7 protein-coding genes, 2 rRNA genes and 2 pseudogenes are annotated in these 11,459 nt (G+C 61.1%); all 11 read left to right on the top strand.

Annotated elements, in window-relative coordinates:
• Positions 1-128: 128 nt before the first annotated feature.
• The 11 genes and pseudogenes from MRB47_RS15230 (at position 129) to MRB47_RS15180 (ending at position 11,452) form a co-directional block, all read left to right on the top strand.
• Positions 129-3,004 (top strand): 23S ribosomal RNA (locus MRB47_RS15230).
• A 120-nt stretch (positions 3,005-3,124) separates the two neighbouring features.
• Positions 3,125-3,237 (top strand): 5S ribosomal RNA (gene rrf / locus MRB47_RS15225).
• Positions 3,238-3,311: 74 nt separating this feature from the next.
• A pseudogene (locus tag MRB47_RS15220) lies at positions 3,312-3,608 on the top strand (16S rRNA pseudouridine(516) synthase); the annotation flags it as partial.
• A 184-nt stretch (positions 3,609-3,792) separates the two neighbouring features.
• On the top strand, positions 3,793-5,337 hold the full coding sequence (gene istA / locus MRB47_RS15215; protein ID WP_252100662.1) for an IS21 family transposase: 1,545 nt from the start codon (positions 3,793-3,795) through the stop codon (positions 5,335-5,337).
• Between the two features lie 36 nt (positions 5,338-5,373).
• The gene (gene istB, locus MRB47_RS15210) at positions 5,374-6,111 is read left to right on the top strand and encodes an IS21-like element helper ATPase IstB (protein ID WP_011805003.1); all 738 of its coding nucleotides are present in this window, start codon (positions 5,374-5,376) and stop codon (positions 6,109-6,111) included.
• A 152-nt stretch (positions 6,112-6,263) separates the two neighbouring features.
• Positions 6,264-6,710, top strand: a pseudogene (locus MRB47_RS15205) (pseudouridine synthase); the annotation flags it as partial.
• A gap of 162 nt (positions 6,711-6,872) precedes the next feature.
• Positions 6,873-7,844 carry a YncE family protein gene (locus MRB47_RS15200; RefSeq protein WP_376748844.1) on the top strand — a complete coding sequence of 324 codons (972 nt, stop codon included), beginning with the start codon at positions 6,873-6,875 and terminating at the stop codon, positions 7,842-7,844.
• Entirely contained in the window at positions 7,831-8,667 is an 837-nt protein-coding gene (locus MRB47_RS15195) for a polysaccharide deacetylase family protein (RefSeq protein WP_252101115.1), read from the top strand. Before MRB47_RS15200 ends, MRB47_RS15195 begins: the two co-directional genes overlap by 14 nt.
• Positions 8,668-8,717: 50 nt before the next feature.
• Positions 8,718-9,716, top strand: a complete 999-nt coding sequence (locus tag MRB47_RS15190) for a sterol desaturase family protein (RefSeq protein ID WP_252101114.1) — start codon at positions 8,718-8,720, stop codon at positions 9,714-9,716.
• A gap of 15 nt (positions 9,717-9,731) precedes the next feature.
• Positions 9,732-10,634 (top strand): EI24 domain-containing protein, encoded by a 903-nt coding sequence (locus tag MRB47_RS15185; protein WP_011804619.1) that lies wholly within the window; start codon positions 9,732-9,734, stop codon positions 10,632-10,634.
• Complete coding sequence (locus MRB47_RS15180; protein ID WP_252101113.1) at positions 10,631-11,452, top strand: competence/damage-inducible protein A; 822 nt, start codon at positions 10,631-10,633, stop codon at positions 11,450-11,452. The genes MRB47_RS15185 and MRB47_RS15180 overlap by 4 nt, the downstream gene beginning before the upstream one ends.
• Positions 11,453-11,459 lie beyond the last annotated feature (7 nt).

Below are 11,459 nucleotides of genomic sequence, written 5' to 3'. Positions count from 1 at the left end.
TTCTCTAGGCTGCGTTGAAAGACGCAACCGAAGAACATTCACATTACGGCATAACGCGCGAGGTGAAAGACCTCGCAAGTCTTTGAACTCGAAATGGCGATTTCTTGCAAGAGAAGTCAAAGTTATAGGGTCAAGTGACTAAGAGCATGTGGTGGATGCCTTGGCGATGATAGGCGACGAAAGACGTGATAGCCTGCGATAAGCTTCGGGGAGCTGGCAAATAAGCTTTGATCCGGAGATTTCTGAATGGGGAAACCTACCCGCAAGGGTATCGCTGACTGAATACATAGGTCAGCGAGGCGAACCGGGTGAACTGAAACATCTCAGTAGCTCGAGGAAAAGACATCAACCGAGATTCCGAAAGTAGTGGCGAGCGAAATCGGAGGAGCCTTCTAGTGATAGCACGACTGTTAGCAAAGCGGCATGGAAAGGCCGGCCATAGTGGGTGATAGCCCCGTATGCGAAAACAGACGTGTGGTACTGAGCTAGAGAAAAGTAGGGCGGGGCACGAGAAACCCTGTCTGAACATGGGGGGACCATCCTCCAAGGCTAAATACTCATCATCGACCGATAGTGAACCAGTACCGTGAGGGAAAGGCGAAAAGAACCCCGGGAGGGGAGTGAAATAGATCCTGAAACCGCATGCTTACAAAAAGTCGGAGCCCTTAGGGGTGACGGCGTACCTTTTGTATAATGGGTCAGCGACTTACATTCAGTGGCGAGCTTAACCGAATAGGGGAGGCGTAGAGAAATCGAGTCCGAATAGGGCGTTCAGTCGCTGGGTGTAGACCCGAAACCAAGTGATCTATCCATGGCCAGGATGAAGGTGCCGTAACAGGTACTGGAGGTCCGAACCGACTAGTGTTGCAAAACTAGCGGATGAGCTGTGGATAGGGGTGAAAGGCTAAACAAACTTGGAAATAGCTGGTTCTCTCCGAAAACTATTTAGGTAGTGCCTCAAGTATTACCTGCGGGGGTAGAGCACTGTTTTGGCTAGGGGGTCATGGCGACTTACCAAACCAAGGCAAACTCCGAATACTGCAGAGTACAGCTTGGGAGACAGAGCACCGGGTGCTAACGTCCGGACTCAAGAGGGAAACAACCCAGACCGCCAGCTAAGGTCCCTAAAATTGGCTAAGTGGGAAACGAAGTGGGAAGGCTAAAACAGTCAGGATGTTGGCTTAGAAGCAGCCATCATTTAAAGAAAGCGTAATAGCTCACTGATCGAGTCGTCCTGCGCGGAAGATGTAACGGGGCTAAGCCAGTTACCGAAGCTGCGGATGTGCAATTTATTGCACGTGGTAGGAGAGCGTTCTGTAAGCCTGTGAAGGTGTCTGGTAACGGATGCTGGAGGTATCAGAAGTGCGAATGCTGACATGAGTAGCGTTAAAGCGGGTGAAAAGCCCGCTCGCCGTAAGCGCAAGGTTTCCTACGCAACGTTCATCGGCGTAGGGTGAGTCGGCCCCTAAGGCGAGGCAGAGATGCGTAGCTGATGGGAAACAGGTCAATATTCCTGTACCGATCAATAGTGCGATGTGGGGACGGAGAAGGTTAGCTCAGCCAACTGTTGGATATGTTGGTTCAAGCCTGTAGTCGTGCCTGGTAGGCAAATCCGCCGGGCTTAGATGAGGGGTGATAACGAGTCTGCTTGCAGACGAAGTGAGTGATACCCTGCTTCCAGGAAAAGCCACTAAGCTTCAGCTATTGACGACCGTACCGCAAACCGACACTGGTGCGCGAGATGAGTATTCTAAGGCGCTTGAGAGAACTCAGGAGAAGGAACTCGGCAAATTGATACCGTAACTTCGGGAGAAGGTATGCCGCAAGTAGGTGAACTTGTACAAAGGGAGCCCAAAGCGGTTGCAAAAAATCGGTGGCTGCGACTGTTTAATAAAAACACAGCACTCTGCAAACACGAAAGTGGACGTATAGGGTGTGACGCCTGCCCGGTGCTGGAAGATTAAATGATGGGGTGCAAGCTCTTGATTGAAGTCCCAGTAAACGGCGGCCGTAACTATAACGGTCCTAAGGTAGCGAAATTCCTTGTCGGGTAAGTTCCGACCTGCACGAATGGCGTAACGATGGCCACACTGTCTCCTCCTGAGACTCAGCGAAGTTGAAATGTTTGTGATGATGCAATCTCCCCGCGGAAAGACGGAAAGACCCCATGAACCTTTACTGTAGCTTTGTATTGGACTTTGAACGGATCTGTGTAGGATAGGTGGGAGGCTTTGAAGTGAGGTCGCTAGATCTCATGGAGCCAACGTTGAAATACCACCCTGGTGCGTTTGAGGTTCTAACCTAGGTCCATTAGCTGGATCGGGGACAGTGCATGGTAGGCAGTTTGACTGGGGCGGTCTCCTCCCAAAGCGTAACGGAGGAGTTCGAAGGTACGCTAGTTACGGTCGGACATCGTGACGATAGTGCAATGGCATAAGCGTGCTTAACTGCGAGACTGACAAGTCGAGCAGATGCGAAAGCAGGACATAGTGATCCGGTGGTTCTGTATGGAAGGGCCATCGCTCAACGGATAAAAGGTACTCTGGGGATAACAGGCTGATACCGCCCAAGAGTTCATATCGACGGCGGTGTTTGGCACCTCGATGTCGGCTCATCTCATCCTGGGGCTGTAGTCGGTCCCAAGGGTATGGCTGTTCGCCATTTAAAGAGGTACGTGAGCTGGGTTTAAAACGTCGTGAGACAGTTTGGTCCCTATCTTCCGTGGGCGCTGCAGATTTGAGGAAGCCTGCTCCTAGTACGAGAGGACCGGAGTGGACACACCTCTGGTGTATCGGTTGTCACGCCAGTGGCATTGCCGAGTAGCTAAGTGTGGAAGAGATAACCGCTGAAAGCATCTAAGCGGGAAACTCGTTTCAAGATGAGATCTGCCGGGGTCTTGAGCCCCCTGAAGGGTCGTTGTAGACCACGACGTTGATAGGCTGGGTGTGGAAGTGCAGCAATGCATTAAGCTAACCAGTACTAATTGCCCGTGCGGCTTGACCCTATAACTTTGACTGCCAATCGCAGTTCAAGACTGTTATGCCAAGTACGCAATCAAATCCACGCTGATTCACAGACTCTATGAATTCGCTGTGCAGTCCTCACTGCTCAGCAACCCTTTATGCCTGATGACCATAGCAAGTTGGTACCACTCCTTCCCATCCCGAACAGGACAGTGAAACGACTTCGCGCCGATGATAGTGCGGGTTCCCGTGTGAAAGTAGGTCATCGTCAGGCTCTTACAGCCCAAACCGCCCTCCCACTAACACAGTGGGAGGGCGTTTTGCTTTGCAGCGATAACGCCGTATTTCATGCAGCTTCAGGACATTCTCTATTCGCAAGGATTCGGCACGCGCCGCATTTGCGCTGGCTTGATTCAGCAGGGCAGAGTTGCCATTCATGCGACAGGCACCCTAGAGCCCACGATCTGCCAAGACGCGACGCAGGATATTGATGTCGAAGGTTTGGTGTTGCGCGTTCAAGGAGTGGATTGGCCATACCAACCCAGGGCCTATGTCATGCTCCATAAGCCTGCAGGAACCGAGTGTTCGCAAAAGCCATCGGCCTATCCCAGCATCTACACGTTGTTGCCCGCTCCGCTTAGGCAGATGCGTATTCCACGCGATGGCGGACACGATTCCATGCTGATGGCGGACAGTGTTCCAGCGTGATGGCGGACAGTGTTCCACGCTGAAGGCGGACAGCATTCCAAACTGATGGCGGACACCTGCGGGGTGTTCTGAGTGACCCGAACGCGGCATACGCTGCCCGGTTTTTTGACCGGAACCAGCGATGCCCACACCCAGGGTCACCATGAGCAAACTACGACACACACTGCAACTGCTGCACCGCGGGGCCTTGAGCACCCGTCAAATCGGTGCCGCCCTCGGCATCTCCAAATCCACTGTCAGCGAGATAGCCAGCTACGCGCGCGTGGCCGGCGTGGACTGGGCACTGGCCCAGAGCCTGAACGACGACGAACTCCAGGCCCGGCTCTACAAGCCACCCGTGGCGCGCGAGTCCCGGCACCTTGAACCCGACCACGCCCACATCCACCGCGAACTGCGCCGACCTGGCGTGACGCTGCAGTTGCTTTGGGAGGAATACCAGCAACAGCACAGCGGGCAGGCGTACAAGTACAGCGCCTTCTGCGAGAAGTACAAGGCCTGGGCCCGGCGCCTGCAGCGCTCCATGCGCCAGACCCACACGGGCGGTGACAAGCTCTTTGTGGACTACGCCGGCCAGACCGTTCCCGTGGTGGATGCCGACACTGGCGAGATACGCCAGGCCCAGGTCTTCGTGGCCGTGCTGGGCGCATCGAACTACACCTACGCCTGCGCCACCGCCAGCCAGAAGACCACCGACTGGGTGGCCAGCATCATTAGCGCGCTGGAGTTCATCGGCGGCGTGCCCCGCCTGCTGGTGCCTGACCAGCCGCGCGCCCTCATGGCCCGACCCGACCGTTACGAGCCCACCGCGCACCGCCTGCTCGAAGAGCTCTGTGCGCACTACAGCCTGGCCGTGATGCCCGCGCGCCCGGCCAAGCCACGCGACAAACCCAAGGTGGAGGTCGCTGTGCAGGTGGTCGAGCGCTGGATTCTGGCCAGGCTGCGCCACCAGACCTTCTTCAGCCTGGCCGAGCTCAACCGGGCGATTGCCGCCTTGCTGGTGGACTTGAACCAGCGCGCGTTCAAGAAGCTGCCGGGCAACCGCACTAGCGCCTTCGCCGAACTCGACCGGCCAGCCCTGCGCCCCCTGCCGCCGGTGCGCATGCCCATCGCGCGCTTCAAACCCGCCCGCGTCAACATCGATTACCACGTTGAGCTCGATGGCCACTACTACTCGGTGCCCCACGCCCTGGTGGGTGAGCCGGTGGAGTTGCGCATCACGGCCGGCACGCTCGAAGTCCTGCACGGCAGCAAACGCGTGGCCGCCCACGCCCTCAATCCCCGACGGGGTGCACACACCACCACGCCCGAGCACATGCCGGCCTCGCACCGGGCGCACCTGCAGTGGACGCCGGCCAAGCTCATCGCCTGGGGTGAGCGCGTGGGCGCGGCCACCGCCGCCGTGGTGCGCTGGCAGATGGAGCACCGCCAGCATCCCGAGCAGGGTTACCGCTCCTGTCTGGGCCTCATGCGCCTGGGCCGTGAGTACGGGGCTGACCGGCTGGAGGCCGCCTGTGCGCGGGCGCAGTCGATTCGCTCACCGTCCTACAAGAGCATCGCCTCCATCCTGGGCTGCGGCCTGGACCAGCGGCCGCTGGATGCGCCGATGGCCGCACAGGCGAGCCTGCCGCTGCACGAGAACGTGCGCGGGCCGGGCTACTACCACTGAACTCCAACGTGCAAGCAAACCTAACAAGGAAGAACCATGCTCAACGAACAGACCTTGAACCAACTGCGCGCCCTGCGCCTGGACGGCATGGTGGCCGCCCTCAGCGACGCGGCCACCCACATCACGGCCAGCGAGCTGCCCTTTGAACAACGCCTGGCGCTGCTGGTGCAGCGCGAGGTGGACTGGCGTGACAGCAAGCGCCTGGAGCGCCTGTTGAAGGCGGCCCGCCTGAAGGTCTCCAGTGCCTGCCTGGAGGACATCGACTGGCGCGCCAGCCGGGGCCTGAGCCGAGAGGTCATCACCAGCCTGGCCGGCGGGGACTGGCTGCGCCATGGCCACAACGTGCTGCTCACCGGCGCCACCGGGTGCGGCAAGACGTGGCTCGCCTGCGCACTGGGGCAGCAGGCCGCGCGCCTGGGCTTCTCGGTGCTCTACACCCGCGCGCCACGGCTGCTGCAGGAGCTGCACGTGGCCCACGGCGATGGCAGCCTGGGCAAACGGCTGGCGCAACTGGCGCGGCTGGACCTGCTCATCCTGGACGACTTCGGCATCGCGCCGATTGCCGCGCACGAGCGAAACGACCTGCTGGAATTGCTGGACGACCGGGTGGGCACGCGCTCGACGCTCATCACCAGCCAGTTGCCGGTGACGGCCTGGCACGCCTGGCTGGACGAGCCCACGCTGGCCGACGCCATCCTGGACCGCATCGTGCACGGCTCGCACAAGATAGCCCTCAAGGGCGAGTCGATGCGCAAGCTCACCAAGGCCGTCTGAGCCGGCCGCGCCGACCGCCATTCCACGCTGATGGCGGACACTTCGGCTACGATTTGAGCGTCACTCAGGACACCCGCGCAACGTGTCCGCCATCGCCTGGAACGCTGTCCGCGATGGGAATGGAATCACTGTCCGCCATCAGTGGAATGCGCAGGCAGAGGCCCAGCAAGGGGGCTGTGGATGGTGTGCAGGCCGTGGGGCGCTTGGACCAGGACACCACCGGTTTGCTGTTACTCAGTGACGATGGGCAATTCATCCACCGCATGAGTTCGCCCAAAAAGCATGTGCCAAAGGTATACCGTGTGACTGCCAAGCATCCCGTGACCAAGGAACAGGTCGACCGCTTGCTGGAAGGTGTGGTGCTCGATGATGACCCACGCCCTGCGCGGGCGGCTGCCTGCGCGCTAGTTGACGCGCATGTGCTTGACCTGACCCTGACGGAAGGGAAGTACCACCAAGTGAAGCGCATGATTGCCGCGGTAGGCAATCGGGTGGAAGCCTTGCATCGGTCGCACATCGGCCGTTTGGCATTGCCGGCGGATATGCAGCCGGGGGAGTGGCGTTGGCTCGGCGAAGAGGAACTCGCCCTGCTGCGGTAGCGAAAGACAGACAAGTGGTCTGCGCCCGTCGCGATCCAATAGGCGATTGCGTCAACGTCGCGCACATCGCGTCCGTTGTCTGCAAGTCACTTCTGTGAGTGATGTCCGAATGTTCGCAGGCGGGTGCCCAGTAGGAAGGGGAGCAGGGTGGTCAATCAGATGATGAGGCGCATGGCATGCGCGTGGTGGGCTGCTTGGCTGGTGTGGGGAACATCCGCTGGTGCGAGTGAGCCACCGGTGTTCGTTCTCAATTCGCTGCAGGCGGACATCAGCGTCATCGACCCCGCGACCTGGACCGAAATCGGCCGTATTGCCACTGGCAAGGAGCCGCACCACCTGTACCTCACGCCTGACGAGAAATCGCTGATTGTTGCCAACGCGCTCGGCGATAGCCTGACCTTCGTGGACCCGGCCACAGCGCAAGTGCAGCGTACGGTGCGGGGGATCGTGGATCCTTACCACTTGCGGTTTTCACCTGACATGAAATGGCTGGTCACGGCGGCCAACCGCCTCAACCATGTGGACTTCTACCGTTGGGACGGCAAGGAGCTCACGCTCGTGCAGCGCGTGTCCACTGGCAAGACGCCAAGCCACCTGTGGATCGATGCCGGCAGCCGCACGGTGTATTCGACCATGCAGGACAGCGATGAGCTGGTGGCCATCGATATATCGACGCAAAAGATCAAGTGGCGCACAAAGACTGGTGCCATGCCGGCGGATGTGTACGGTAGCCCCGACGGCAAGCATCTTTTTGTCGGCCTTACCGGCAGCGATAGCGTGGAGGTCTTCGATATTGCCGGTGAGCAGCCGCGCAGCGTGCAACGCATCAAGACGGGAGATGGCGCCCATGCCTTTCGCGCTGCGGGCGACGGCCGCCATTTGTTCGTGAGCAACCGAGTGGCCAATACCATCAGCAAGATCGACATGCAGGCGCTGCGCGTGGTGGATGGCTATCCGGCGCCCGGCGGGCCGGACTGCATGGATGTCTCGGCGGATGGTCGCTGGCTCTACGTCAGCGCCCGCTGGGCGCGCAAGATGCTCGTGATCGACACGGTGGAGCGCAAGGTGGCACGGGTTGTTCAAGTGGGCAAGTCTCCCCACGGCGTTTGGACACTCCGACATGCCAAGCGCTGAGCCACGCGGCCGCTCCCCCAGAGCACGGCGGAGGTGGCATATTTGTTGCGCTTCAATTTTGATAGCTGCTGGCGCTTATCCAGCAAGCGCTACAGGCCAAAATGACTGCAAAGGCGCTGTGTACCTGACTTTTGACACTGGCCACATGGGCGTTGCGCATCTGGTGGCCGAGGTGCTTCAGCGCCAGCAGGTCAAGGCGACCTTCTTTGCCGCAGACGAACCGACTCAGACGGGCGGTGGCAGCCTGGATGGCTACTGGGCGCCCTGGTGGCGCGCGCGCGTTGCAGAAGGGCACGAATTCGCATCGCACACGCTGCACCATGTGTACTGGCGTGCCGACCAGGGGACGCCGCTGCAGCCGCGGTTCAAGGTCAGGCCATCGGCCGGTCCTCAGGCAGGTCAGGACCTGACGATGACGGGGGCGCAATACTGCGCACAGATCGATGGCGCTGCGAGCCGGTTGCGTGCCCTGACGGGCCGGGAGCCGCTCCCGCTATTCCGCGCGCCGGGTGGCAAGACCTCTCAGCGCCTGCTGGAGGCTGCCAAATCCTGCGGTTATACGCATGTGGGATGGAGTGCTGCGGGATTCCTCGGGGACGAGCTGCCCAGCGACCAATACAGTAATACGGCCCTGCTGGAGCGTGCGTTGCGCACCGTTCGTGACGGCGACATCCTGCTGGCGCATCTGGGCATCTGGTCACGCAAGGATCCATGGGCACCCGCTGTGCTGGAACCTCTCGTCAAAGGCCTGAAGGCGCGGGGCATGTGCTTTCGCACGCTGCGCGAGCATCCTGTGTACGGAGCACAAGCGCAGAGAAAATGACACAACGCCCGGCTATGCTGCCGCGCACCCACGCAACGCCACGGTGACTCATGTCAGGGCTGACCTATTTATTCGATACCGCGCAGCAATGGCTGTTCGAGACGCTGGTACAGCCCGCGCTCTTCATGCTGGGCCAGGCCAATGTGCTGGAGGACGGTTATGCCGCCACCGGGTGGCTGCTGGTGGGACTGCTGCAACTGGGGGTGATGGTCGCGGTGATCGGGCCTTTGGAGCGTTGGCGCCCGGTGGAGCCGTTGCGCGACCGTGGCGCCGTGCACGTGGACATGCTTTACACGCTGATCCATCGCCTGGGTCTTTTTCGCCTGGCACTGTTCTTCACCACGGAGCCTCTGTGGAATGCACTGTTTGGCGCCCTGCGCGCCCATGGCTGGAAGACCCTGCAGCTGGATGCGCTCTGGCCGGGTGTCTCCGACTTGCCCGTCGTGAGCCTGCTGCTGTACCTGCTGGTGTTCGACTTCGTGGACTATGGGATCCACCGCGGACAGCACCGCTTTGAATGGTGGTGGAGGCTGCATGCGCTCCACCATTCGCAGCGGCAGATGACGATGTGGAGCGACAACCGCAACCATCTGCTGGACGATCTGCTGCGCGATGCCATCATCGTGTTCGTCGCGCAGTGCATCGGTGTGGCGCCGGGGCAGTTTGTCGCCATCGTGGCCCTCACGCAGCTCAGCGAGAACCTGCACCACGCCAACCTGCGCCTGTGGTTCGGCCAGGTGGGTGAGCGCCTGTGGGTCAGCCCGCGTTTCCACCGCATGCACCACGCCATGGGCCTGGGCCCTGAAGCTGCACCTGGTCAGGGAACCCATCAGCACCCGCATGCGGCAGTGCCGGGCGGCAACAACTTCGGCGTGTTGTTGCCGTGGTGGGACATGCTGTTCGGTACGGCCAACTTCGAGCATCGCTACGAGCCCACGGGCGTGCGCGACCAGGTGGAGGCGGACGCGGACGGCCGCGTGCGCGATTACGGGAGGGGGTTCTGGGCGCAGCAGTGGCGCGGCCTGCTGCGGCTGGTGGGGCGGGCGTAGAGAGCCGATCGCGCTATGCTCGCGCGCATGGGGCTTTTCATCGATTCCTTCTGGCGCGCAGTGGGCTATTGCCTGATGCCGCGCGTCATTGCGCTGTCGCTGTTGCCGCTGGTGCTGATCACGGTGGTGGCGCTGGGCGGCGGCTACCTGTTCTGGACAACTGCCGTGGCCTGGACGCAGACGGCGCTGGAAAGCTCCACCTGGCTGGGCCTGCTGTGGGGGTGGCTGCACAACTTTGGCGTGGATAACCTGCCCGTGGCGCTGGCGCCGCTGCTGGTGCTTATGGGAGCCACGCCACTGATCGTCATTGTCTGCGTGCTCGCGGTGGCCGTATTGATGGCCCCTGCCATCGTGACTCTGGTGGCGCAGCGGCGTTTTGCGCAACTGCAGCGCAAGCGGGGCGGTTCATTCCTTGCCAGCGTGCTGTGGTCTCTGGGGTCGACCATCGCGGCGCTCATTGCGCTGGTGCTGTCCATGCCGCTGTGGCTGGTCCCGCCGCTGGTGTTGATCCTGCCTCCGCTCATCTGGGGATGGCTCACCTACCGTGTCATGGCCTTTGACGCACTGGCCGAACACGCGAGCAAGCCGGAGCGGCAGGAGATTTTCAAGCGCCATCAGCTCAGCCTGCTGAGCATTGGCGTGCTGAGCGGATTTCTAGGGGCCGCGCCCGGCATTGTCTGGGCGTCGGGAGTGGTGTTCGCAGCGGCGTTCCTCGTCCTAGTGCCGATCGCCATCTGGATCTACACGCTGGTGTTCGCCTTCTCATCGCTGTGGTTCACGCATTTCTGTCTGGCCGCGCTGCAACAGCTGCGCGAGCAGCGAGGCGAACGCCCGCCGGGCGATACGCCTGCAACCGCCGCGCCCGCAACGCCAGCGCCTTCTTTGCCATCCTCGTCTCACCTGCAGGACAACCCATGACACCGGCTTTCGGCCTCATCATCGTTGGCGATGAAATCCTCTCGGGCAAGCGGGCGGACAAGCACCTCGCCAAGGTCATCGAACTGCTTGCGGCACGCGGGCTTGCGCTGTCCTATGCGGACTACGTAGGCGACGACCGTCCGCGCATCACGGCGGCGCTGCAGCGGGCCTTTGCCTCGTCGGACATCGTGTTCAGCTGCGGCGGCATTGGTGCCACTCCCGACGACCACACACGCCAGTGCGCGGCGGCCGCGCTGCAGCGCCCGTTGGTCCTGCACCCCGAGGCCAAGCGCCTGATCACCGAGCGCATGCAGGATGTGGCACGGGAGCAGGGCGAGGCGTTCGACCCCGACCGCGCCGACAATCTGCATCGGCTGAACATGGGCGTTTTTCCTGAGGGCGCGCGCATCATTCCCAACCCTTACAACAAGATCCCCGGCTTCTCGTGTGACGGCCCTGGGGGCGGCATGGTGCATTTCGTGCCGGGGTTCCCGGTCATGGCCTGGCCTATGGTGGACTGGGCACTCCAGCATTACTGTGCCCCGTGGTTCAACCAGCAGCCGCAGATGGAGCGCTCCGTCGTGCTTTATGGCGCAATGGAAGCCGCGCTGACGCCGCTCATGGAGCGGATCGAGGCCGGACACCCGGGGATCAAGGTGTTCAGCCTGCCGAGCGTGGACCATCCGGTGCACGGGCGCCATGTGGAATTGGGCGTCAAGGGGGCCGCTGCCTTGGTGCCTGCCGCGTGGCAGGCACTGCAGGAAGGTTTGCACCAAACAGGTGCATTCATGGGCCCTGAAATGGTGCGCAAATGGTAAGAAGGCG

It is taken from the genome of Diaphorobacter sp. LI3 (genome assembly GCF_022807955.1).
GTDB lineage: Bacteria > Pseudomonadota > Gammaproteobacteria > Burkholderiales > Burkholderiaceae_C > Diaphorobacter > Diaphorobacter nitroreducens.
Note: the sequence above shows the minus strand (reverse complement) of the source record. Positions and strands in the feature narration are given on the sequence as shown.

What these genes read in the sequence shown, in the direction of transcription:
- MRB47_RS15195 (WP_252101115.1), top strand. Translation starts at nt 7,831, where the DNA reads ATGCCAAGCGCTGAGCCACGCGGCCGCTCCCCCAGAGCACGGCGGAGG.
- MRB47_RS15190 (WP_252101114.1), top strand. Translation starts at nt 8,718, where the DNA reads ATGTCAGGGCTGACCTATTTATTCGATACCGCGCAGCAATGGCTGTTC.
- MRB47_RS15200 (WP_376748844.1), top strand. Translation starts at nt 6,873, where the DNA reads ATGAGGCGCATGGCATGCGCGTGGTGGGCTGCTTGGCTGGTGTGGGGA.
- MRB47_RS15185 (WP_011804619.1), top strand. Translation starts at nt 9,732, where the DNA reads ATGCTCGCGCGCATGGGGCTTTTCATCGATTCCTTCTGGCGCGCAGTG.
- MRB47_RS15180 (WP_252101113.1), top strand. Translation starts at nt 10,631, where the DNA reads ATGACACCGGCTTTCGGCCTCATCATCGTTGGCGATGAAATCCTCTCG.
- istB (WP_011805003.1), top strand. Translation starts at nt 5,374, where the DNA reads ATGCTCAACGAACAGACCTTGAACCAACTGCGCGCCCTGCGCCTGGAC.
- istA (WP_252100662.1), top strand. Translation starts at nt 3,793, where the DNA reads ATGCCCACACCCAGGGTCACCATGAGCAAACTACGACACACACTGCAA.